This window comes from Desulfovibrio subterraneus (assembly GCF_013340285.1).
GTDB classification, from domain to species: domain Bacteria; phylum Desulfobacterota; class Desulfovibrionia; order Desulfovibrionales; family Desulfovibrionaceae; genus Halodesulfovibrio; species Halodesulfovibrio subterraneus.
In genome coordinates, this window is record NZ_BLVO01000013.1 from 248,048 (window position 1) to 270,957 (window position 22,910).

Here is a 22,910-nt window from a genome sequence, read left to right on the forward strand (position 1 = left end):
ATGCTCGCCTTTCTTATCAGACGTATATCGCAGAGCGCTGTTGTTCTGCTCGTCATGTCTCTTCTGGTCTTCGTGGGCGTGTTCTACATTGGGAATCCGGTGGATATTCTTATCGCACCGGACGCCACCCCTGCAGAATACGCGCGCGCCGTAAAAGATCTCGGGCTGGATAAGCCCCTGTGGGAACAATATTTCGTCTTTCTGAAAGGTGCCCTGCAGGGGGATTTCGGAAAGTCTTTTGTCTATAACGAACCGGCATTGCAAGTTATTCTTGCGCGCCTGCCCGCCACGCTTGAGCTGGCATTCACGGCCATGTTCATGGCTGTGGTTTTCGGCATACCTTTAGGCATGGTTGCGGGTATTCAGGCTGATAACTGGATAGGCCGCAACATCATGCGTTTTTCCATCCTCGGTTTCAGCCTGCCGACCTTCTGGGTGGGGCTCATGCTCATTATTCTGTTCTCCGTTCATCTGGGCTGGCTGCCATCTGGCGGGCGGGGTGAAACAGTGGATGTGCTCGGTTATCCTGTCAGCTTCCTTTCGTGGAAAGGCTTCTCGCATCTGGTCCTGCCCGCCATGAACCTTGCCCTGTTCAAGATGTCGCTTGCCATACGGTTGAGCCGGGCAGGAGTGCAGGAGAATCTGCAGATGGATTACGTGAAATTCGCCCGCGCCAAGGGGCTGAGCAATACCCGCATCATCGGGTTGCATGTCATGAAGAACATCATGATTCCGGTGGTGACCGTGCTGGGCATGGAACTTGGCAACCTCATCGCCTTTGCGGTGGTGACGGAGACCATTTTTGCATGGCCCGGCATGGGCAAGCTGGTCATAGATTCCATCGGTGTGCTCGACCGGCCCATCATCGTGGCCTATCTGCTCATTACCGTGACCATGTTCATCATCATCAACCTTGTTGTGGACATTTTGTATTCGATTCTCGACCCCCGCGTCCGGCTGGGACAGGAACGATAGTTCCGCACAGGAAGACCATATGACGACTACCAATACAGCAGCCACCGCAGACAAAGTGAAAGAAGAGTCCCTCTTCCTGCTGGCGGTGAAGGAATATTTTGAAAGCCGTGTGGCGGCGCTGGGGCTTATCGTGCTCATCGCCATCATCATTGTGGCGCTTGCCGCACCTCTTATCGCTCCGCAGAATCCGTACGACCTGATGACCATCGACATTATGGACGGCAAGCTCAGTCCCGGTGAATCCTCTTTCGACGGCTCCATAACCTATGTGCTGGGAACGGACACGCAGGGGCGCGACATGTACAGCGCCATCCTCTACGGGCTGCGCATCAGTCTTGGCGTGGGCGTGGTCAGCACGCTCATCGCGCTGGTCATGGGGGCGACAATCGGTCTGTGGTCCGCGTATGTGGGCGGCAAGACGGATGCCTTCATCATGCGCGTTGTTGACCTGCAGCTCAGTTTTCCGGCCATTCTCGTGGCGCTTATCCTGCTGGCCATTCTGGGCAAGGGGGTGGACAAGATCATCCTCTCGCTGGTCATTGTGCAGTGGGCCTATTACGCACGCGCCATACGAAGCAACGTGATCGTGGAGCGCAGCAAGGAATATGTGGAGGCGGCCAAATGTCTTGCCCTGCCGCTGCGGCGTATCATGTTTACACATGTGCTGCCCAACTGCATGCCGGAGCTCATTGTCATTTCCACGGTCAAGGTGGCAGGGGCCATTGCGCTGGAGGCAACGCTTTCCTTCCTCGGTCTTGGCATGCCCATTACGCAGCCCTCTCTCGGCCTGCTTATTTCTAACGGTTTCAAATACATGCAGAGCGGATATTACTGGATAAGCTTCTATCCCGGCGTGGCGCTGCTCATTCTCATCGTGAGCATCAATCTGGTCGGCGACAGGCTGCGTGACGTTCTGAATCCGAGGTTGAAGAAATGAGTACTCCCCTTCTCGAAATCAAAGACCTCAATACCCATTTTTTCACCCGCGCGGGTGTGGCCAAGGCAGTGAACGGCATTTCGCTCACTGTGGACAAGGGCGAGGTTGTCGGCATTGTGGGTGAATCCGGCAGCGGCAAGTCCGTAACGGGCTTTTCCATCATGGGGTTGGTTGATCCTCCCGGCAGAACCGTGAGCGGCAGCATTCTGTTCAAGGGCAGGGAGTTGCTGGATCAGTCCCCTCGTGAATGGCAGAAGTTTCGCGGTTCCGAGGTCGCCATGATCTTTCAGGACCCCATGATGACGCTGAACCCTGTTCTGCGGATTGATACTCAGATGATAGAGGCTGTGCGGGCGCATGAGAACGTCTCCAGAGACGAGGCCCGCAGGCGTGCTGTTGAGGCGCTTGGCATGGTGGGCATTCCGTCCCCCGAGGAGCGCATCAAGGCGTATCCGCATCAGTTTTCGGGCGGCATGCGTCAGCGCGTGGCCATTGCCACGGGCCTGCTCAACCGTCCCGACCTGATCATCGCGGACGAGCCTACCACCGCGCTGGATGTGACCATTCAGAGCCAGATTCTCGCCGAGATGCAGCAGCTTTGCCGCAAGACCGGCATGGCGCTGATTTGGATCACCCATGACCTGACCGTCATTGCAGGGCTGGCCCACAAGGTGGCCGTCATGTACGCCGGACGCATCATCGAAGAAGGCAAGGTGACGGAGGTGCTGGATGCCCCGCTGCATCCCTACACCGAAGGGCTTGTGGGCTCCGTGCCCAGCAGGAACCACCGTGGTGAGCCGCTGTATCAGATTCCGGGCATGACACCGTCTCTCATCAATCTGCCGGAGGGTTGCGCCTTTCGCATGCGGTGCCCCAAGGCAACGGAAGTCTGCCTGCAGGAACCGGAAATGACGGACATTGCCGAAGGTCGCCGTGTGCGCTGCTTTCATCCCAACAAGTGACAAACTCGCAGGACAGACAGACTATGAGTGAATCGAATATTCCCTATCTCCGCTGCGAGAATGTAAGCCGTGTCTTTACGAAAAAGCTGGATTTTGCCGGGCGCATAGCCCGTGCGCTGGGCTCCAGACTGCGCGAGGAGCACGTGCAGGCTGTGGATGCCGTGAACCTTGCCGTCATGCCGGGTGAAGTGCTCGGCCTTGTGGGCGAATCCGGTTGCGGCAAGTCCACGCTGGGGCGCATGCTGTGCGGCATTTTGCCCCGCAGCGGTGGCAATATTTATTACAAGGGTACCGACGTGGACCTGCTGAAGGGCAGGGACGCCAAAGAATATGCCGTGAACGTGCAGATGATCTTTCAGGACCCGTTTGCATCGTTGAATCCGCGCATGCGTGTGCGCAAGATCATTGGTGAGGCGCCCCTGTTTCACGGGCTGACCACGGCCGGGGAGCTTGATGACTACCTGAACGAGGTGATGCTGCGTTGCGGGCTCGATCCCAGCTACAAGAACCGGTATCCCCACCAGTTCTCGGGCGGGCAGCGTCAGCGCATAGGCATTGCCCGTGCCATGGCCGTGCAGCCGGAGTGTCTGGTGTGCGATGAATCGGTGGCGGCGCTGGACGTTTCCATTCAGGCGCAGATTCTGAACCTGTTCATGGATTTGCGCCGAGAACTGAACCTGACATGCGTGTTCATCAGCCACGACCTTGGCGTTGTGGAGCATATCTCGGACCGTATTGCCGTCATGTACCTTGGCCGCATTGTGGAAGTGGCCCCTGTGGATGCACTTTTTGATGCGCCGTTCCATCCGTATACCAAGGCGTTGCTGAACGAGGTGCCTAGGCTTGACCGCAGAGGTGTGGACTTCACGCCCTTGGCAGGGGAAATTCCCTCGCCGCTGGACCCTCCGTCCGGCTGTCATTTCCATCCGCGTTGTCCTCAGGTGATGGATATCTGCAGGCAGGAACGCCCCGAAGATGTGGAGATTGCTCCCGGCCGCCGCGCCTGTTGCCATCTGGCGACAATGAAATAGCACGTTCCGGCACAGGAAAGAACGAAGCCCCGTCAATTACTGGCGGGGCTTTTTACGTGGCTGGCGAGGGTAGGTCAGTCTGGGGTAGACTGAGTTCTCGTACCCGAATGTCATGTGCCTGAGGCCCGTGCGATCATGACGGATACGTCATGGCAGACAGAGGGTAGGCTGAAGGTGGTCGGGGCCTATGTGCAAGGGACAGACGAAAGCAGAGGTGCGACCCGCCAGTTTGGAAGCGTTCCGCACACTCAGCGCCGACGCTAGTACCCCCGTTTGCCGGGAATGACCCCGCGCACCCCGCCACGGGGATTCTCGCAGTCGCCCTTGCGCCTCGGTATCAGGTGGATATGGCAGTGGAACACTGTCTGTCCGGCGTCGTACCCGTTGTTTATGCCGATATTGAAACCGGTGACGGAAGGGTCCTTCTGCAGGATGTCATCTTTGAGACGATGCAGCAGGGCATCTGCATCCTTCTTCTCTTCAGCCGTGAGGGAAAAGTAATCCGGCGCATGCCGTTTGGGAATGATGAGCAGATGGCCTTCCGTTACCGGATACTTGTCAGGAAAGGCGATGCAGGTTCCCTGTTCGGCGGTGAATGAGAGAGAGGCAGCATGCTTGCAAAAAATGCAGGTACACGTGGCGGTAAATGGAGTGTCCATGAGGATTTCTCGGGTGGTTTCTAGTGGGATTGTGTGATTGAAAGATAGAGCGTGTGCCGGACAGCTTCTTGTTTCACGGATTCCGGGATCTGTAAATCTGTAGGCAGTCCGTAGTACGGGGCCCATGTTGCTTCTGAGTATTCCCGGTATTTGACTTGTCTGGCTTTCATGCGCACTTATGAGTCTGTTCTGCTGGTTAGTAGCCCAGAACGCACCGTCCCACTATGGAGTAACTATGCGCTCAGTAATAAAGAGAATTTGTGTCATTGTGGCTGTTTTGCTGCTTTCGCTGTTCGCCGTTTATCTTTTCGGGGCGGTCATGGTGCTGTCGGATCTGGCCTCACGCATTCATCCTGATCTGGCTCTGTGGGCCGTGCTGGTTTGTCTTGCTCTTATCGCCTATGCCCTGTGGTGCGCTGCGGCTCCCTTCTTCAGGCCGCATGCCCTGACTCTGTCCGCTACGCCTGATGAGGAGGAATTGCAGGCGTACAAAGCCGAACTGCTCACGCGATTGCGGAGTAACGGGTATCTTCAGGCGCAGGGAGTCTCCGTCAATGATGAGAATGATGTTTCAGCGGCTCTGGATGTTTTGCAGCGTAAGGCCAACACTGACATCCGCAATACAGCAAAGCAGGTATTTCTGGGGACAGCGGTATCGCAGAACGGCAAGCTGGACTCTCTTATCGTGCTTACGCTGCTGGCGCGGCTTATCTGGCGCATTTCTGCCTTGTACAATCAGCGGCCGGCCCCTTCGGAATTGTTGTCTCTGTATTCCAATGTCGCCGTAACGTCGTTCCTTGCAGCAGGAGTTGAAGATTTGGGCGGCGAGGAGGCCATGAGCAGCATTATCGGCCCTGCGGTTGCCTCATCTGCCCTGGGTGCCTTGCCCGGTGCCGAAGCGGTGGCAACTGCGGTTACGACGGCTCTTGTAGATGGTTCCGCAAATGCGCTTCTTACTCTTCGTACGGGCATTCTTGCACGGAATTATGTCTCCGGCTCATTGGCGGCTCAGGGCGGGAACAGGAGGATTGCAACAGTGGAAGCTCTTTCCATGTTGGCAGATATCTCCGGAGAAATCGTCAAGAAGGTCATTGCGAAGACCGGACAGGCCGCTGTTCAGGTCTGTGGTAAAAAAGTTGGCGATGCCGTGAGTGCAGGTGCGAGAACGGCGCGCAAAGCCGCCGAAAGTGTTGCAGAAGGTGTTGGCGGCGCGGCCCGTTCCGTGGGAGCTGGCGTGGGCGGAGCCGCCCGAGCTGTGGGTTCCGGTGTGAGCGGGGCGGTAAAAACGGCGGGAACAGGCGTGAGCGATGGTGCCAACCTGTTGCGCGATGGAGCTTTCGGAGCTGCCGTAGCCGTGGGAGATTCCACAACGGCTCTTGGCAAAGCTGTAGCAAAAGGGGCGCTTGGTTCTGCACGTGTGATCGGTAATGGCGTAAAGGAAAGCGGTCATGCGGTATCTGGTCTGCTGGGTCGCGCTGGTAATCGAACTTCCAGGCTGTGGCGGCGTATCATACGACAGCGTTAATGTCAGACGAACGCGCAGTGATTCTCAGCGTCGCGTTGAGGCTCAGCATGTCCGGCAGAGGCTCTCCCTGGTATTTACGGGAAAGCCCTGTAGTCAATTGAGCATCAGTGTCCTGAACGGATAAAGGCAGATATCTGGCGGCTGAACGTGCGCCGGGCACTGCACACCATGTCCTGTCAGCTTTCGCCCATACTTTTCAGGCTTTCGGGTCCACCTGCCCGTCACAATGAGAGCTGCTTTCAAGGGCGAGATCATGCTCTTCCCGTAACTTGGCGGAAGGACCGTTGGCCAGAGGGGGCAGCTCGCGGCTGTACCCCTTTGGAAAATGCTGGCGGGCGGTTCGAATTCGGAAAAAGACAGATCGACAGTACAAGGGCAGTGAAATTGTGTGATGCGCTCTGGACGTCCTGGCGTTGCGGAATTGGATGAAATATCTGTCAGCCGGAGCAGGGTGGTATCAGTAGTGGGCGTGGGGGAGATGGACTGAAAGGGTTGTGCCTTCCGGATTGGAGCTCATGAGTTCTATCCGGCCGCCGTGAGCCTTGGCGATGAGCTGGGCGCTGTATGTTCCGAGGCCGGTGCCGTATATCTTGCCCGCTGTAATGTTTTTTTCGAAAAAACGGTCCCGTATGGATTCAGGCACTTCACCGACATTGTGGATAGCAATGCATGTTGCGTTTTCACCCGCCTTGCAGGTGATGCTGACGTGTCCGTCCTGAGGCGATGCCTCTACTGCGTTTTTCACCAGATTCATAAGCATGCTTTCAAGAAGAAAGGCTTCTCCGCAGACCGGTGGCCTGCCCGGATAGCACGTTGTGTCTATTTGGATATCAACGTTTATCCGGTTTTGCCCGGACAATACCATGAGGGATTGTTTTACGGAGTTGAGCAGTTTGTGAACGTCTACCGGCGTTGCGGGTGCCGTATATTCGCCCCGCTCCATTTTCCGCAAGGGTTCTGCAGCGTCAATAAGGTCAATCACCTGGCGGATGCCAAGCATGATTTGCGGGAAAAAATGCACAACGGATTCATCTATTGCGCCATCCATGACCATCTGGGCCAAGGCAAACAGGTTGACAAGGGGGCCTTTGATATCGTGGTAGATGATGCGTTCTACGTTTTCTCTGAACTGCTCCTCGCGCTTACGCAGTGAAATGTCATGCATCACAATGCGGCAAACGCGGGCCGCTTCATCGTCCTGTGAGATAGAGGCGGAAATGTGTGCCCAGAATTCAGTATCCCTTTTTTTCAGCAGACGCAGGTCAAATTCCGTCGGTGTTGTCTGGAGGAAATTTTTGCGTTGCTGGTAATAGAGGTCCTGATCATCCCTGAACACAAACCGGGTCCATGGCTCGCCTATCATATCGCTTCGGGTTACCCCGAGAAGCGAGGCGGCAGTCAGGTTTGCCTCCATGATCAGCCCCCGCGGGCTGAGGGTGCAATACCCGACCGGTGCCAGATCATAGAGGTCGAAGTAGCGTGCCCGCGTTGCATCAAGTTCGGCATGTGATCGCCGCAGTTCTTCATTCTGCAGTTCCAGTTCAATTTGATGTACGCGCAGTTCATGGAGCGTCTGCTGCATCTCGGCGGGAGTGAGGGCGGGGGCATTTTTTGAGTCTCCGGCCTGTGCCAGTTTTTCTGCCCGAATCCGCAATTTATCCATCATGCCTGTATCCTCCCTTGTGTCACGCGTTGCGTGACGGCCATAGCGTATATGCTGCCAGAATTGTTGACCAGAAAAGTCGCCGTGAGCAGAATGGGAATGGACTGCCCCTCTTTGTTTAGGCGGATCGTCTCATACTGCACCATGCTGCCGGCAGCGACACTGCGTATTGTTTCCAGTTCGTGTTCCCGATTCTCTTCTGCGGTCATTTCCTGGATATTCATGGTGAGTGCCTCTTCTTCGCTCCAGCCGAAAAGCCTTTGGGCAGAAGGGTTCCATGAGATGATATCTCCCCTCATATTCAAGGCTGCAATGGCATCTTGCGAATCCCTGACAACCCCGACCAGGCGGAGCTGGTCGTGAGCTTCCTGCAGCAGTTCGTGCGATTTTTTCATTTCGGTTATGTCAACAAAGGTGATGACGGCCCCCTCAATCACGTTTTCAATGGTACGGTAAGGCTGGATGCGCATTGTGTACCACTTGCCTTCCTCTGTCCGCACATCCAGTTCCTTGGGCACCAGCGTTTCCAGTACGGACTGCACGTCGGCAACCATGCTGGTATAGCCCACCATGTTGGACGCGATGTGCCCAACTGGTCGCCCTATATCTACCTGAATCAGGTTGATTATCCGGGTTGCGGCAGGGGTGAAGCGCAGCAGGCGCAGCTGCAGGTCAACAAAGACCGTGGCTATGCCTGTGCCGGAAAGAAGGTTGCTCATGTCATTGTTGGTTTGAGACAGGTCGGCCAGCTTGTTCTGTAATTCGGCATTGACGGTGGCCAGTTCCTCATTGACGGATTGCAGTTCTTCCTTGGAGGTTTCCAGCTCTTCATTGGAGGATTGCAGTTCTTCATTGATAGCCTGCATTTCTTCATTGGAGGATTTGAGCTCCTCGTTGGACGTCTCCAGTTCCTCAATGGCAGTCTGAAGGTATTCCTCTTTGGCCAGCAATTCTTGCCGTAATATCTCTATGTCGACATCCCTGTTAATGGGCAGGCCGTCGATATGGCCCCCAGTTTCAGCGGGACCGGCGGTCTGTGCCGTATCCCGGTCGGACTGCGGCGCGGCTTCAAGAATGACGAGGTACATGGGGAAACCATGGGCAATCGAACCAGCCGTAACAGGACAGGCTGTAATGTTGACCGATATGAAGCCGCTGTTCGATTTGATTCGTAGCCCTTTGTTCTGGTGGGTTTTTCCGGTTGAATGGGCTTTGTGAAGCGTAGTGCTCAATCCCCGGCGTAATCCTTCTCGTGCCATTTTGAGAATGTTGCTGACACCGGCTTCACCGGGGGAAGGTTCCAGATACTGACCGGTGCGACCGTGGAAGTAGAGAATGTCGCCGCGGGCGTTTACCAGCACCCCGGCCGGGGCGAACTGTTTTAACAGTGCCTGCTCGGTCAGTTCGCGTAAGGGCAGCTTTGCCGGATCGATTTCCTTGATGGCAGACCGGGGGTATGTCGTTTCAAGTGTCGGTCTGGGCGGCAGAAAGCGGCCCATTGCAACATGGTGCCTGTCATGCAGGGTGTCCTTGCGCTGATAGAGCTTCAGCTTGCGGTCTATCGTGGTGAAGAGATCTCCAAAATCGCCAACGGTTTCCGAGGTGCCCAGAAAGAGAAAGCCCCCCGGGTTCAAGGCGTAATGGAATAGGGGAATGAGCTTTCGTTGCAGGTCTCCCCCCATGTATATGAGCAGGTTGCGGCAGACAATGCAATCCAGTTTGGAAAATGGCGGATCCTTGATTACGTTCTGCTCGGAAAAAACCAGCATGTCGCGGATGGTTTTGTGGATGCGGTAAACGTTGCCGTCGGCCTCTGCGGTGAAAAAACGCGCCAGCCGTTCCGGAGAAATGTCTTCGGCTATACTGGCGGGATACAGTCCGCTTCGGGCCGTGGCGATAGCGTTGCTGTCTATATCGGTGGCAAATATCTGTACCACGTAGCGCTCGCGTACCCTCTCCAGATGTTCCTGCATGAGGATGGCAAAGGAATATGCCTCCTCGCCGGAGGAACATCCAGTTGACCATATCCGTACAAGGGAGCCGGAGGGTTTGTTGGCAAATAGCCTGGGTATCACTTCTTTCTCAAGCGCTGTGAAGGCATCCGGGTCACGGAAGAAACCGGTAACTCCGATGAGCAGGTCACGAAAGAGCGCATCCGTTTCTGTCGCATTCTGCTGCAGGTAGCGGATGTAGTCATCCTGCGTGGCAATCTGGTTCAGGGCCATGCGCCGTTCGATGCGGCGCTGTATGGTGCTTGGTTTATACTGGGAAAAGTCGTGTCCCGTCCGGGCGTGCAGCATGATGAAGATGGTATGCAGCGCATCGTCGTTTATAAGTTTGGGAGCGGGGGCCGTGTGCAGGGGGGAACTGACGGTGCGGGCCACGTAAGTGAATATCTGTGCGGCCATTTCGGAAGGCGGCAGGTCGTAATCCACCAGACCGGTGGCAATGGCATTTCGTGGCATGCCGTCATACTCACAAGAGGCTGGTGTCTGGGCTATAACCATTCCGCCAGCCTTTTTAATGGCGCGTATGCCGAGGGTACCGTCACTGCCGGTGCCCGACAATACTACGCCGATTGCCACTTCATTGAGGCCGAGAGCCAGCGAGCGGAAGAAGAAGTCTATGGGCATCCGCTGTCCACGGGGGGCTGCGGGTTCAATCAACTGGAGCTTGCCGTCCAGATAGGCCATGTCGCGGTTGGGCGGGATGATATAGGCGCAGTTGGGTTCAACTTTCATTCCGTCTTCGACTTCAAATACCTGCATGGATGTGTAGCGGCGGATGATCTCGGTCAGCAGGCTTTTATGGTCCGGGGCGAGGTGTTGTACCAGAACGAAGGCCAGTCCGGAGGCCACATCGTCAGGCATGGCGGAAAAAAAAGCTTCGAAGGCAGCAAGGCCCCCTGCCGAGGCTCCGATGCCTACGACGGGAGTGGTCACATGGGGTGTTACCTCTGCTGCCGGGGCGTCTGCTTTCGGCTGGGTCTTTATAGTGCTTGATTTTTTTATCATGAAGCTGTCTTTATTGAAAATTTATATAAATTGCCCACGGCATATTCCAATGTCTTCGGGAATTGAACTCGCAGTCCGTTCCGAAGTTCCGGATGTCATGCGTAATGCGGAGGTGACTCGCGGACGGCACGGTTTGAATGTTTCATATCGTATCCTCACGCAACGTGCCACGGTATCCCATTGGAATGATATTGAAAAGGACGGTAATCTGTCGCCGGCCGATTTTGTAGTGCTCAGCCTCGCGTTGCGTTGAGCGCCACGGCCTGCTGCCTTGGGAGGAGTAGATGCAATCCATTGCCTTCTCCTGCTGCCGAAAGGAGCGTGTTTCGCGCAGATTGCAGTATGGCTGACTCCGGGAGGGACTGGTCGGTAGAGAGAGGGGCAGAGCTCACCCGGCTACGGGGTGATGAAGTTCAGCATTTGGAATCAATACGGACTTTGAAAGTCTTTGTGCGGCAGGACGCCGAGGGGCTCTGCGGCCGCTCGCAGGGGGAGATGGTCCGTTTCAAGACTTTAATAGCACGATTATTCAGGTCTAGATAGGGCGATGGTCAGGTGCAGCGAAATAAATATGAGGTTGTGGCGGTGCATATACCAATTTCTGCGAAGGATTAAGATAGTAATGTCGAAATAAATTTGCACATATGTCCTCATCTGAGTGGAAAGAGGGGGTGTATTATCTATTGATATCAGTATTGTGTGTATGTATCAGTCTTCCTGATAGATGGTTAGATATTGATAATAGTAGATATTTCAGTCATGTGATGGATTGTATATGATGCTATTTATGTGGATAGAACGTTGCTGTCTCGAAGTGTAATAGATGTTGTGATTTGCCTCAATAGGAATATAGTGTGTATGAGGTGAAAAATATGAAAGCACTTCTTGTCTATCCGTCCTATCCGGATACATTCTGGAGTTTCAGGAGTATACTTCCTTTCGTTTCCAAAAAGGCCGCATTTCCTCCCCTCGGGCTGCTCACGGTTGCCGCGCTGCTCCCTGAGGAATGGGAAAAGCGTGTGGTGGATGCGAATGTCGCGCCTTTGGGTGATGCCGACCTTGAGTGGGCAGATCTTGTCATGGTGAGCGCCATGCTGGTGCAGGTTCCCGGTGCAAAGGAGGTCATGAGGCGTGCAAAGCTGGCCGGCAAAACCGTGATAGCAGGAGGGCCGGCTTTCAGGGCTAACCTAGAAGAATTTCCGGATGCGGATCATTTCATCATTGGCGAATCCGAAGTTGTTATGGATGCATTTCTGAATGACTTTGAGCATGGAACGGCAAAAAGGCAGTATGGATCTTCCGAGCGGCCCGATCTGAGCCTGACGCCTCTCCCCGCATGGCATCTGCTGAAAATGAAGGACTATGTCTCCATGGCTGTGCAGTATTCGCGCGGTTGCCCTTTTGACTGCGAGTTTTGTGGCATTATGGTCATGAACGGGCGGCGGCCGCGAGTAAAAAGCCCCGAGCAGATGCTTCGTGAGTTTCAAAGTCTCTATGATGCCGGGTGGAGGGATTCTGTCTTTATTGTGGATGACAATTTTATCGGAAACCTTGTGCAGGTGAAGCAGTTTCTGCCCCGGCTTGCTGCGTGGCAGAAGCAACGCAACTATCCTTTCAAGCTCATGACTGAGGCAAGTGTGAATCTGGCGCAGGATAGTGAACTTATGGAGATGATGAGCGCGGCAAACTTCCACAAAGTATTTATAGGTATTGAAACGCCTTCAACGCAGAGTCTGGTAGAGTGCGGAAAGAAGCAGAATGTGACGGCTGATTTTGGGAGCGCTGTGCGCGACATACACCAGCACGGAATGCAGGTGATGGGTGGTTTTATTGTGGGATTTGACAGTGATACCCCGTCAATTTTTGAGCAACAACACCGGTTTATTCAAGATATAGGCGTTGTCACAGCTATGGTGGGGGTGCTTAACGCTTTGCCCCATACACGGCTCTGGGACCGCCTGAAGGCGGAAGGGCGGTTGCTTGACGGGTGGAGTGGAGAAAATACCGATGCCAGCCTGAACTTTAACCCCCTCATGGGGTGCACAGCCCTGCTTGATGGGTACAAGAAACTGCTGGGGGCGTTGTATTCTCCACGAAAATACTATGACCGCATAAGCACCTTTCTGCATTTTTATATACCTACAGCACGGGGCAGGATCATGAGGACAGACGTTCAGGCCTTCATGAAAAGCATGTGGTCTGTCGGAATTATCTCACCTGCCCGCATGCTGTACTGGAAACTAATTTTCAAGACGCTCCTGACCAAGCCCAAGGCTCTTTCTGCCGTTGTTGAGCTTGCCATTCTCGGTCTGCATTTTGAACGGGTGTCCCATCGCGTCATGGAGTCACCATCGCCTGAGGGATGCATGTAATGGTGCCGGATGGAACGGGAAGACGTTGGCAGGGGGGGGGCGACCTCATCCAAGGGTAACTTTCGGTCTTTTCAACAAGGAGAAAGATAATGTCGCTTGGAATGATTTTGATGGTAGTCTTGGTGTTGATGCTTCTGGGAATCATCCCTGTCTGGCCGCATAGCCGTTCCTGGGGGTATCGCCCTGTAAGCGCTCTGGGGATTCTTGTCGTTATAATTATTATTCTGCTTTTGACGGGCAGGTTGTAGTCGGATTGAAGGGGCTTTGGACGTTGCGATCTTGAGCACTTTAACGCTGCCGTACATACAGAATCATGAACACCATAGGAGGAAATATGACCTATCAACTTTCATTCAGTAAGCAGGAACAGGAAATTCGCAAACTTTTCCGTGATCTGCTGAGCAAGGCAGAGTCCATGGAGGACGTAAAGAAATTCTTTTATCAAACCGTCCGTGATCTGCTGAAGGACATTTGTGACCCCATGCCCGAAGATGTTGCCATTCACGATATTCAGCTCGATCTGGACCGGGGAGAGGGATACCTGCTCTCTGATAGTCTCATGGATGGAGCCAACTTGCGTCCTCTGATGCAGGATTCCGATCTGGATGTCATACTCGAGAGATTGTCGGAACATGCCTGGGGTCGTTATCGTCGCTTAGAGAAGAATCCGGCAAAAACTGAAAGCAAAATGTATCCCATACCCGGAAGATAGTGTGAAGGGAGCTGGCTGGACAGGGCGCGATGACGTGTTTGTTCATGTCCACAAGTGTGTCCATTCGTTGTCCATCCAGTCCGCAGGCCCCTGTATCTTGCCCAACTCGAATGAAGGAACACGCGCCCGCCCCTTGGTTGGGTGCGCTGACCGCATGCCGCTGAAGATACAAGGGGGCGCAACGTTACAAATGTGGGGGCAGGGGGGCGATTAATGCCTACTTTGTCCTGAAACTCTCTCGTCTCTTTGGCACGCCCGTCGGGATTTGTCTCAGGCTCCAACAGGCTCACGATTTGTCGACGTGCTATTTGAGTAGACCTTGGGGAAGATTGTTGAACGCATGAAACGCCCTGATGAAGACTTGAAAACGCAACTAATCACCGAACTGCAAGGCCAATGCCTCCTGACTTGATAGCCGCAGGAAAAGTATTTGATATTATGTGGTTAGGCGTTCGATGTTATGGAGGCTCGCTCACCCACTTGCATCAGAACCCGAAACGGATATTGGCCGGGAGCCCACGGACGAAATCGTCATTGCTGCTGATCTTGCCGACCTCGTGGTCGTCAAAAATAGTGCCCCGCGATGGCTTCACTTTCCTTGCCATGGGGTTCTCTGGCGCTCGTGCTGCCGGTTTTCCGGGACCGTCGTGCGTTCGAAAAAAACAACAGGTGGATGTCGCCAAGACACTTGCCGGAGCCGTGAGGTCCCAGCATGGCTACGTCCCGCTTTCCAGATTTATCAACCCTGTGGATCGGTCGGGGCTGCTTGCTTTCCTGCCGCAGGTGCACTTTCTGCTATGAGCGGCAGGAACCTCACAGACAGATGGAGGATTCCTTTGTGGTTCGTCTAGGAGTCAAGGCGTCGTTGTTGTACGTGTGGTTTCGGGGGGGGCATGGTGGCAGAGCCTTGGCCGACCACAGGTCTGCGCGGCTCCTTGAGACGGAGTTCGGCTCCGGGGAGCGTTCGGGATGGTTTTTACTCTCGCCCGTTGATGGCGAATTTGCGCAGGGTGCGCACGTTCGCTAACCCCAGCTTGTTGACCATCCGCGTCAGATACGTCTCCACCGTTCTTGGGCTGATACCGAGTTTTTCGGCAACTTCCATGTTGCTCTCACCGCGTGCCATGGCCGAGAAGATGGCCCGTTCCTGATCGCTGAGCAGAAAGAGCGGGTCCGCAGTCGAAGTGCCAGCCGCTTCGTCCAGACTTAATCCGGCGCGGTCGCTCACAAAGCGTTCACCGCGCAACACACCCAGTATCCCTTCCAGCAATACACCGGGGTCCTCGCGCTTGGTCACATAGCCGTTCGCACCGCAACGCAGCGCACGATCTATGGTGCCGGGATCTTCGTGCATGGAATAGATCAGGGTGCGGACACCGTGTTCGGCCAGATCGGCAAGCAGGTCAAGACCGCTGCCGTCGGCCAGTGAAAGGTCCAGCAACGCGAGGTCAAAGGCAGCCTGTTCGAGGCATTCCTTGGCATCGGAGCGGGTTCCGGCCTCCACGCCGGGAGTATAGCCGTTTGATTCCAACAGCAAGTTCAGCCCCTGACGTACGGCAGGGTGATCGTCTACGAGCAGAAAACGAAGGTTGGCGTGCGTATGGGATGGGTCAGCGGGAAGCATCGGGGGGTGTTCTCCTTGTGGAGGTGGGGGAAATATGCTTGTCGCACGGGGCTGCGCAGGTGACGATGGTGCCACCCCGCGGGGCGTCCTCTATAGTCAGTTTGGCATGGATGACACCGGCACGGTGGGCCATGATGCCAAGGCCGAGCCCTCCCGACCGGGAACCCTGCCGTGCAGAGGCTGTGCGGCCAATGCCGTCGTCTTGAACGGTCAGGGTGACGCCATTCAGGACGGGGCAGCACAGCTTCAGGCGGATAGTGCGTGCCTGTGCGTGTTTAGCCGCGTTGGTCAGCGCTTCCTGCGCAATGCGGTACAGCGTGCGCATGTTGGGATTGGTGCATTGCCCGCAGTGGCGGCGCATATCGAGCCGCACGTCTATGCCCGTATCCTTGGCAATACGTCGGGCCAGATCGTCCAGCGAGGGGCCGGGCATCGCGGGGTCGTGTTCTACGGGCCAGAGTCCGCGCGAGGTGCGGTATGCATCGTCGGTAGAGGCATCCAAGAGAGCTGCAAGGCTGGCCATGGTCGTGGCTTCATCCGTTCCGGCAAGCCTCTTGTTCAGAATGGATGCGCGCAGCCGGGCTCCGGTGAGTTTCTGGCACAGGCCGTCATGCAGTTCGTGGCTGATGCGCCTGCGTTCTTCCTCGCTGATGTTGATCACTTCCTGTTCAAGCCGATTGCGTTCTTCCATCTCGGCCAAGAGAGACTGGTTCTTGAGCTCAAGTTCCTCGGAGAGTTTTCCCACGGACATAAATGCATGGCTGAACCGTTTGGCCAGCGCCAGCGATTGGGTAACAACCAGAAAGAGCATGCCAAATTCGATCAGATAAGGCGTGTTGATATGCTTGGTATGGGAGAGACCGTCGTTCATGCTGGCAAGCAGGGATACCCCGCTGCCGAGCAGTAGTAGCCCTGCGCCGTTCATTCCTCGCCGTGCGCAGGCGAACAGACGCAGGACGTAATAGATGGCGCAGCCCAACCCGATAAAAATGCTGAATGCGATGTATTGGGAAATGCGGTGGTCTGGCGCGATCGGCAGCAACAGAAGGAATATCACGAAGCGCAGGTCAACAAGATAGCGGACGGCAGGGTGGAAGACCTTTGGATAGAGTGAGTGGTAGAACCGGAAGAGCATGGGAGCGCAGGCCATATAGAAAAAGAGGGGGATGTATTCAGACCACTGAGGCGGCAGGGGAGGAATAAACCGGCGAATAGCCCAGAAGGACGTGTTGGAGGTCATGCTGAAGCACAATATGCATAGACAGAGGCCGCTGAAGTACGCCGCAGCAATCTGCATCCTGTCCAGATAAAACAGGAAGAGGTGGTACAGCAGGGTGACCAGCAGGCAGCCTGCGAAGAAGTAGGAAAAAGTCCAGGTTCTGTCGCGGTCGGCTTCCAGAACACCGGGCGGGGCAAGCAGTAGCCCCTCCGGCACGCCCCCGGCGCGGAAATGATGGTTGGATATCTGGAGCACAAGTTCCAGATCCTCTCCTTTAGGGGTGATGCTGGCCAGCACCAGCGATCGCAGAGGCGTCTCGCTGTATGCATCCGTGCCCACGACGCCATTGCTCGCCACGAGCTGACCGTTGGCCCACAAGCGGTAGGCCATGGGAATGTCAAAGAGCCGCAAGGTAAGCGCGTTTGCTCCCGGCCAGAGGCGCAGACGCAGACGCAGGGTGGCCTGCCCTGTGCCGCCCAGCTTTTCACCATTCACGAGCATCCCCTTCCATGTGCCGGGCAGCGAAATCAGACCTGATGGTGAAGGAGCGGTGTTTGCAGACAAGTCCTGCGGCGTCAGCAGACGGTTCCAGTAGAATTCCCACGCACCGTCCAGCCGGGCGGGACCCATGGTCACCGGATCAAAGCTCCGCAGGTCCAGCACGCCGTTTTCGGCCCGCAGGTCATCGGCCGCCCTTGCCTGGCCGTACGGCAGCAGGAGAAAAACGACCACAAGCAACAGTGCCATAAATTGTGGAGCGATGTGGAATGCTCGGACCATCCGGGGCGGGAAGGAAGAGCGCGGTGCGTTTTTGTTCATCATTGGTCCGTACAGGGTGGGATAGGGCACGCGCTTCATGCGACAGACGGACTATATAGAGGGAGGGGAGATCTTTCAATCCCCCCAACATATTCCTAAAAGACAGGCCGCCCAGACCAATCGGGTATGGCACCCTCAACGGTTAACGGCCTGCCACATCCAAGAGCACAAGGCATTATCCCAACCGCAGAGCATGTCTGCGGCTAGAATTCATATTTGATCTGCAAACTGCCGGTCACGCCCTCGCGTTTACCCACAGCATTCTGTACGCCGAGGTCAAAGGACACGGGTAACGATGCCGACGGCTTGTACACAATCCCCAGCTCGCCGATGCCGGTATCGCCGCCCATGGATGGGGCCTTCATGTCATACCCGTTGGTGCTGGCGCGGGCCTTGCCATCAAACTCATGCTCATAGGCCGCGCCAATGTACGGGGTGATATATTCATTCACCATGTAGCTGAAGCGCGAGCCAAGACGCAGGCGGCTGGAGTCCACATCCTTGAAGTCGATGGGGTCGCCGGTAGACAGCGTGACGGAGTCGCCCTCCTGCCGCGTCCAGAAGTATTTGCCGGAGAGGTCAAGCGAGGCATTCTCTGTCATGTTCCAGACATACCCGGTTCCCAGATGCGCACCGTAATACATGGATGAGGAATCGTATTCTGCACTGCGCCCGGCGGCATCGCGCAGGTCGGAACTTTCGTATTCGTTATGCAACTTACCCGCCCGGGCCGATGCTTCAATATAGATATGGCCGGGGCCGGTATCGTCCAAATCCATACGACCGAGAACGCCACCACCCTCGTAGCGGGTGCTGCCGTCCCCTTCGACCGAAGCTGCCCCGCTGAACGAGTTATAGGTACTGTATGAGCCGGTGCCGTATTCAAAAAACGGCCCGAACGTCACACGGCCAAGCGGAACATTGGTTCCCCAAGCCAGACCTGCCATAAGGGATGCGCTGTGCATATCCACATGCGAGCCGGTATTGTAGCGCATGGAACCGCCGGAAACCGCCCCAAAACCGGCCATGGCACCGCCGCCAGCAGCAGACCCGCCTTTGGCCGCAGAAACGGCAGAATCCATCCCCTGTCCGGCGGCCACGTCCGCACCTTGCGTTACCATGCCCATGCCGGAAACAAAGCCCTCTGAAAGCGCCTTGGTCTGTTCGTTCACTGTGGGTACCGCATCGGCAGATACCGTGGCTAACAGCTTGTTGTTTTCGGTTGTGATGTCAAAGTTATATACCAGAGTTACGCCCTGCATACCCGTACCGCTCGCACTGGAGTTGAGGCCGCTGTTCGTGATCAAGGTTCCGGCATCAATAAGTGTTACGGTATCGCCGATCTGCAGAGGTGAAGAGCTGCCGTCAATGCCCACATTGATAACGGAAGATCGCCCTGAGCTGCCGGTCAGGTCTGCCGTGCCGGTCACGGTCATCACCGTATCGCCTGCTGACAATGAAGAAGGTAGATAGAAGTTAAGGTACTGAAAGTTAGCAATATTATTTACCGTCAGACCGGAGGTTTTCACATTCAGGGTATTGCCTGTGAATGCGTCACCACTGGTAGTCATACTCAAATAGCCACCATAGAGGTTCGCGGCGGAGAGGTCCGGAGAACCACTGATGGTCACGATATTATTTGTGGCTACGCCGGTACCATAGGGGGCAGTGACGGCTCCGCCGATAACGCTACCTACAGTACCGCCGCTGATATTAATGATATTGCCGGAGGCTGTATGTGTTCCCCCCAGATAGTTGGCAACGGCATATCCTCCATAAAGGTTGCTTATGGTACCGCCACTGAGGTTAACTGTATTTCCGGAAGCAGTGGCAGAGGCAGGGCCGACCATGCTGTCCACATGGGCAAGGCCACCAAATGCGGAACTCGCTGTCCCACCGTTGATGGTCACGGTATTCCCAGAAGCTGTCATGGACCAAGGGTTTACGCTCTTGGCATATCCACCAAATATCTGGATAGCACTGCTACCTATAAATCCAGCCCCAATTGTCACGGTATTGCCGTTGGATTCTACAGCAAGTTCGGTTGTAATTCCGTTAAAATACCCACCATATATTCCGGTATCGACAACACCACCATTGATATTGACTGTATTTCCATAGGCATAAATATTCTCGGCATGACTTGCTATGTTATTTGTCCCACCGATACTTATGGGACCATCTAAAAACGGAGCGTTACCTATAACATCCCTATAGTTTGAGCTATAATTCACGGTAGCTGCGTTGGCATTCTGTGGAAGTGCAAAGATGAATCCAAGAGATGTGAGAGCGAAATACAGTATGGCAGCGCAAGGCAGTGAGGGTAACTTCACGTCGTGTAGTGAAGAGGTAGGCTCTTTGAAAATAAACATTTTCTGCTCCAGATATTTTTCTTTTATTTCATCTATCTCGATGATTTTCGGTACAAAATGTGCGTGTTGTAAGTAGCTGGAGCTACTTTGGTCACCCTTGAAAAGCTCAATTGGCGGGCTAAGGCAGCCCTGGGTCTGCGTTGCACTTCAATGTCAAGGCAAAGAACACCAAGGCGACCAGCGGATCAGCCCGGCGATGAAAAAAGGACGGTCGGCAGAGTATAGTAAAGATGCGGTGAACTCCTTGGGTTGCGCTGGAGATTGCTTTGTCTTCACAGACTCCTGCGCGCATGGATATTGTTGCTCCCCCCTTAATCCATCCGTGGGTGTCCGTCTGTCCGGGAAAACACGTACAGAAGCAATTTGTCAGGATTGTTGAAAGATCGGCTCGGCCAGACGTTCCATTTCTGCATCCGCAATCGCGGCGGGCCGCATCTGCCCAAGGCCCACTGTGCCGGTGGTGCCTGGTTCACGTCCTGACTCGTGCTACCCCCTTATGTGTTGTCCATGGGCAACATCCATCCAGCCCGCTGGCTGTGCCTCTTGCCTATTTCGGGCGAAAGATCACGCGCCGCATCTTTGCCGAACAGGGTGGGGCTGCCCCCGTACTTGCTTGGACGAAGCAGCTAGGAACACGCCAAAATTCTGGACGATTTTCTAATTTCTAGTTTTTCCGTAGCCCCAACCGCGAGAACCATGTACTGAAACCGCCCCCTGGGAACTCAGGTCGCCGGGAGGACTCGTGGGGTATGGTGCCGCCCTTTAGAGATTGCGCGGTTTCCTTGAGTAGAGGGGGGAGGGGGGAAAGAGGGAGAGCGCCCTCCTGATTGGATGCGCCCGCCCCTTGGTTGGGCGCACTGATCGCATGCCGCTGAAGGTCACAAGGGGGCGTCTCGTCACAAAGGTGGGGCAGGGGTGGCCGGTATGGGGCCGCCATGATGGACGGCCCACAATCTTCGCATGGCTCAATGGCTATGCCTGATGGGACGTGGGGCTACTCTACTGATGCAATCAGGGCTGAGCGAGACAGGCTGCTCGCCTCATGTGACTTTACCCAGTTGCCCGATGCTCCTCTCTCCGCAGCCCAGAAGGAAAAATGGAGCGCATATCGGCAGGCGCTGCGGGATATCTCTCTGCAGGCTGGTTTCCCTAATTCCGTTGTCTGGCCCATCGCACCGGAGGCGTAGACCGTGCAGTTGAGGGCCATGCCGTAGAGTGGTATACAGTGGTATACAAAATGACCAAAACGAAAGGGGTTGCATTGCTGCAACCCCTTGTTTTTTCTGGTACCGAGGGCGAGACTCGAACTCGCAAGCCCTTGCGGGCGGCGGATTTTGAGAAGGAATTTGGGGGTAAAATCGAAATCCCTCGAAATAATTATACCATAAATATCAAGTAATTGTAAGCGTGTGCTTGTCGCTGCGTGTCCCTTGACCGGTGTATTTACCGGGAATATACCGGGAACACTATGAGCGAGCACGAAGCCACCAAACGCATCTGGAAGCGTCTGCCCGGCACGAAGGGAATACGCTTTTTCGAGCATGCCATCCGCAAGCACAACAGGCGTCCTGACCGCTATTTCTCTGTGCGCTGGACGCGAAACGGGCGCGATGTGGAAGAGGGCATCGGCTGGTCCTCCGAGGGCTGGCAGACCGACACTATTATTGATGCCCGCCATACGCTGCAGAAGAACTACAAGCGCGGCCTTACGCCCTCTACCTTCGCCGAGCTGCGGGAAGAGCAGGAGAAGCAGCGCAGGGCGCGGGAAGCTGCCGATGCTGCCGAGAACGTGCAGGCCATGACCTTCCGCGAGTTCTTCGAGCGCTACTACGTGCCCTGGAAGCGTGACCGGCGCAAGCGCCGCACCTGGCTGGATGACCTGAAGCGTGCCAACCATCGCATATTCCCTTTCATGGGCGATCTGCCCCTCGATGCCATCACTTCCGAGCTGCTCGAAGAGTATATGGACGAGCTCTACGCCGACGGCCTTGCAGACGGCACGGTGCTGCACCACATCGCCATTGTCCGTTCGGTCTTCAACCGTGCGGCGAATACCACCGTGCACGGCGTGAAGGTCTTCCCCGGCGTTTCTCCCGTGGACGGCATTGAGCTGCCGCGCTCCGATAACCCCAGAACGCGTTACCTCACCCGAGATGAAGCGGATCTGCTCCTGCAGAGTTGCCGTGAACGCGAAGCTGATGCCCCGCGCGAGAGCATTGCCGCTTCGTGGCGGGACCTGCATGATGCCATTGTGCTGTCGCTGAACACGGGGCTGCGTCTTGGCGAGATTCAGCGCCTTGAGTGGGCGGACCTGAACTTCTTCGGGCAGACGCTCACCGTGCGGCAAATGCGCGACCGGAAGCCGGGCGGCACGGTACCGCTCAACAAAGTGGTGACCGATATGCTCAAGGGGCGTCTTGCCGTGCGGGACAAGAGCACCCCGCTGGTGTTTGTGCCCAAGGGGGCAGGGCGGTATCGTAAGATCTCTCATATGTTCCGTGACCTTGTTCTGGAGTTGGGCCTGAATGCCGACGTGACGGACAGCAGCCAGAAGCTGGTGTTCCACTCGCTCAGGCATTCCTTTGCTTCGTGGCTGGCGTTGGCGGGCGTGGACATCTATCGCATCAAGACGCTCATGCGCCACAAGACCATCACCATGACCATGCGCTATGCGCACCTGATTCCGGATGCCTCGCGCGGGGCAGTGGAGCTGCTGTGCGCTCCGCCCGCGGCCTCACCGAAAGTCCTTTACCTCCACCATGCCAAAACGGCGGATGGCCCAGTCTATTAGCTCCTCGCTACGGTAGAGCACCTTGCGGCTGCTGTTGAAACGCCGCTTGGGGCCGTTGCCCTTGTAATCCTCATTGTTCACGGTTTTGGGATCAAGCCAGCCGCCGGTGAGCTTGCCCACTTCCTTGCGGGCGACGATGGGCGGCAGCTTGCTCAGAAGGTGTTCCTTCAGTTCCTTTTCTTCGGGCGTCAAAGGACGTTCCCAGTCAACGGGAATAATGGGATGCATATCGTGC

At 55.6% G+C, this 22,910-nt stretch carries 18 protein-coding genes; 11 read left to right on the plus strand and 7 right to left on the minus strand.

The window, feature by feature from the left end:
- The 4 genes from HUV30_RS07960 to HUV30_RS07975 are packed head-to-tail and all read left to right on the plus strand — an operon-like array spanning position 1 to position 3,905.
- Positions 1 to 975: an ABC transporter permease gene (locus HUV30_RS07960; protein ID WP_174404909.1), complete on the plus strand. Its 975-nt coding sequence runs from the start codon at positions 1 to 3 to the stop codon at positions 973 to 975.
- 19 nt (positions 976 to 994) lie between these two features.
- Positions 995 to 1,912 carry an ABC transporter permease gene (locus HUV30_RS07965; RefSeq protein WP_174404910.1) on the plus strand — a complete coding sequence of 306 codons (918 nt, stop codon included), beginning with the start codon at positions 995 to 997 and terminating at the stop codon, positions 1,910 to 1,912.
- A complete protein-coding gene (locus tag HUV30_RS07970) occupies positions 1,909 to 2,874 on the plus strand; it encodes an ABC transporter ATP-binding protein (protein ID WP_174404911.1) in 966 nt (321 codons plus the stop codon). The genes HUV30_RS07965 and HUV30_RS07970 overlap by 4 nt, the downstream gene beginning before the upstream one ends.
- Before the next feature lie 23 nt (positions 2,875 to 2,897).
- Entirely contained in the window at positions 2,898 to 3,905 is a 1,008-nt protein-coding gene (locus HUV30_RS07975) for an ABC transporter ATP-binding protein (RefSeq protein WP_174404912.1), read from the plus strand.
- Between the two features lie 260 nt (positions 3,906 to 4,165).
- On the opposite strand, the gene HUV30_RS07980 is transcribed toward HUV30_RS07975, so the two are convergent.
- The gene (locus HUV30_RS07980) at positions 4,166 to 4,564 is read right to left on the minus strand and encodes an HIT family protein (protein ID WP_174404913.1); all 399 of its coding nucleotides are present in this window, start codon (positions 4,562 to 4,564) and stop codon (positions 4,166 to 4,168) included.
- Between the two features lie 235 nt (positions 4,565 to 4,799).
- Between HUV30_RS07980 and HUV30_RS07985 the strand changes: the two genes are divergently transcribed.
- A complete protein-coding gene (locus tag HUV30_RS07985; RefSeq protein WP_174404914.1) occupies positions 4,800 to 6,089 on the plus strand; it encodes a DUF697 domain-containing protein in 1,290 nt (429 codons plus the stop codon).
- Positions 6,090 to 6,546: 457 nt separating this feature from the next.
- Here HUV30_RS07985 and HUV30_RS07990 read toward each other — a convergent pair whose 3' ends face one another.
- On the minus strand, positions 6,547 to 7,755 hold the full coding sequence (locus HUV30_RS07990; RefSeq protein WP_174404915.1) for an ATP-binding protein: 1,209 nt from the start codon (positions 7,753 to 7,755) through the stop codon (positions 6,547 to 6,549).
- Positions 7,752 to 10,694, minus strand: a complete 2,943-nt coding sequence (locus tag HUV30_RS07995) for a chemotaxis protein CheB (protein WP_243452117.1) — start codon at positions 10,692 to 10,694, stop codon at positions 7,752 to 7,754. The genes HUV30_RS07990 and HUV30_RS07995 overlap by 4 nt, the downstream gene beginning before the upstream one ends.
- Between HUV30_RS07995 and HUV30_RS08000 the strand changes: the two genes are divergently transcribed.
- The 4 genes from HUV30_RS08000 to HUV30_RS08015 all read left to right on the plus strand — a co-directional run bounded on the left by HUV30_RS08000 (position 10,672) and on the right by HUV30_RS08015 (position 13,850).
- Entirely contained in the window at positions 10,672 to 11,019 is a 348-nt protein-coding gene (locus HUV30_RS08000; RefSeq protein WP_174404716.1) for a hypothetical protein, read from the plus strand. The genes HUV30_RS07995 and HUV30_RS08000 overlap by 23 nt on opposite strands.
- A gap of 766 nt (positions 11,020 to 11,785) precedes the next feature.
- Positions 11,786 to 13,138, plus strand: a complete 1,353-nt coding sequence (locus HUV30_RS08005) for a B12-binding domain-containing radical SAM protein (RefSeq protein WP_373869330.1) — start codon at positions 11,786 to 11,788, stop codon at positions 13,136 to 13,138.
- 101 nt (positions 13,139 to 13,239) lie between these two features.
- Positions 13,240 to 13,386, plus strand: a complete 147-nt coding sequence (locus HUV30_RS08010) for a DUF3309 family protein (RefSeq protein WP_444979619.1) — start codon at positions 13,240 to 13,242, stop codon at positions 13,384 to 13,386.
- 86 nt (positions 13,387 to 13,472) lie between these two features.
- Complete coding sequence (locus tag HUV30_RS08015) at positions 13,473 to 13,850, plus strand: hypothetical protein (protein WP_174404919.1); 378 nt, start codon at positions 13,473 to 13,475, stop codon at positions 13,848 to 13,850.
- Between the two features lie 976 nt (positions 13,851 to 14,826).
- Here HUV30_RS08015 and HUV30_RS08020 read toward each other — a convergent pair.
- The 3 genes from HUV30_RS08020 to HUV30_RS08030 form a co-directional block, all read right to left on the minus strand.
- Complete coding sequence (locus tag HUV30_RS08020; RefSeq protein ID WP_174404920.1) at positions 14,827 to 15,474, minus strand: response regulator transcription factor; 648 nt, start codon at positions 15,472 to 15,474, stop codon at positions 14,827 to 14,829.
- Positions 15,461 to 17,440 (minus strand): sensor histidine kinase, encoded by a 1,980-nt coding sequence (locus tag HUV30_RS08025; protein ID WP_243452118.1) that lies wholly within the window; start codon positions 17,438 to 17,440, stop codon positions 15,461 to 15,463. The genes HUV30_RS08020 and HUV30_RS08025 overlap by 14 nt, the downstream gene beginning before the upstream one ends.
- A 275-nt stretch (positions 17,441 to 17,715) precedes the next feature.
- A complete protein-coding gene (locus HUV30_RS08030; protein ID WP_174404922.1) occupies positions 17,716 to 19,884 on the minus strand; it encodes an autotransporter domain-containing protein in 2,169 nt (722 codons plus the stop codon).
- A 968-nt stretch (positions 19,885 to 20,852) separates the two neighbouring features.
- Here HUV30_RS08030 and HUV30_RS08035 point away from each other — a divergent pair.
- Both HUV30_RS08035 and HUV30_RS08040 read left to right on the plus strand, forming a co-directional pair.
- Positions 20,853 to 21,071 carry a tail fiber assembly protein gene (locus HUV30_RS08035; protein ID WP_243452119.1) on the plus strand — a complete coding sequence of 73 codons (219 nt, stop codon included), beginning with the start codon at positions 20,853 to 20,855 and terminating at the stop codon, positions 21,069 to 21,071.
- A gap of 281 nt (positions 21,072 to 21,352) precedes the next feature.
- Positions 21,353 to 22,675 carry a tyrosine-type recombinase/integrase gene (locus HUV30_RS08040; RefSeq protein ID WP_174404924.1) on the plus strand — a complete coding sequence of 441 codons (1,323 nt, stop codon included), beginning with the start codon at positions 21,353 to 21,355 and terminating at the stop codon, positions 22,673 to 22,675.
- Here HUV30_RS08040 and HUV30_RS08045 read toward each other — a convergent pair.
- Positions 22,619 to 22,903: a hypothetical protein gene (locus tag HUV30_RS08045; protein WP_174404925.1), complete on the minus strand. Its 285-nt coding sequence runs from the start codon at positions 22,901 to 22,903 to the stop codon at positions 22,619 to 22,621. The two genes, HUV30_RS08040 and HUV30_RS08045, sit on opposite strands and share 57 nt — an antisense overlap.
- Between the last annotated feature and the right edge of the window lie 7 nt (positions 22,904 to 22,910).

Bases quoted from the DNA above. Each gene is read 5' to 3' on its own strand.
- HUV30_RS07960 (WP_174404909.1), top strand. From the start codon at position 1: ATGCTCGCCTTTCTTATCAGACGTATATCGCAGAGCGCTGTTGTTCTG.
- HUV30_RS07965 (WP_174404910.1), top strand. From the start codon at position 995: ATGACGACTACCAATACAGCAGCCACCGCAGACAAAGTGAAAGAAGAG.
- HUV30_RS07970 (WP_174404911.1), top strand. From the start codon at position 1,909: ATGAGTACTCCCCTTCTCGAAATCAAAGACCTCAATACCCATTTTTTC.
- HUV30_RS07975 (WP_174404912.1), top strand. From the start codon at position 2,898: ATGAGTGAATCGAATATTCCCTATCTCCGCTGCGAGAATGTAAGCCGT.
- HUV30_RS07980 (WP_174404913.1), bottom strand. From the start codon at position 4,564: ATGGACACTCCATTTACCGCCACGTGTACCTGCATTTTTTGCAAGCAT.
- HUV30_RS07985 (WP_174404914.1), top strand. From the start codon at position 4,800: ATGCGCTCAGTAATAAAGAGAATTTGTGTCATTGTGGCTGTTTTGCTG.
- HUV30_RS07990 (WP_174404915.1), bottom strand. From the start codon at position 7,755: ATGATGGATAAATTGCGGATTCGGGCAGAAAAACTGGCACAGGCCGGA.
- HUV30_RS08000 (WP_174404716.1), top strand. From the start codon at position 10,672: ATGCCTACGACGGGAGTGGTCACATGGGGTGTTACCTCTGCTGCCGGG.
- HUV30_RS08010 (WP_444979619.1), top strand. From the start codon at position 13,240: ATGATTTTGATGGTAGTCTTGGTGTTGATGCTTCTGGGAATCATCCCT.
- HUV30_RS08015 (WP_174404919.1), top strand. From the start codon at position 13,473: ATGACCTATCAACTTTCATTCAGTAAGCAGGAACAGGAAATTCGCAAA.
- HUV30_RS08020 (WP_174404920.1), bottom strand. From the start codon at position 15,474: ATGCTTCCCGCTGACCCATCCCATACGCACGCCAACCTTCGTTTTCTG.
- HUV30_RS08025 (WP_243452118.1), bottom strand. From the start codon at position 17,440: ATGGCACTGTTGCTTGTGGTCGTTTTTCTCCTGCTGCCGTACGGCCAG.
- HUV30_RS08030 (WP_174404922.1), bottom strand. From the start codon at position 19,884: ATGTTTATTTTCAAAGAGCCTACCTCTTCACTACACGACGTGAAGTTA.
- HUV30_RS08035 (WP_243452119.1), top strand. From the start codon at position 20,853: ATGGCTATGCCTGATGGGACGTGGGGCTACTCTACTGATGCAATCAGG.
- HUV30_RS08040 (WP_174404924.1), top strand. From the start codon at position 21,353: ATGAGCGAGCACGAAGCCACCAAACGCATCTGGAAGCGTCTGCCCGGC.
- HUV30_RS08045 (WP_174404925.1), bottom strand. From the start codon at position 22,903: ATGCATCCCATTATTCCCGTTGACTGGGAACGTCCTTTGACGCCCGAA.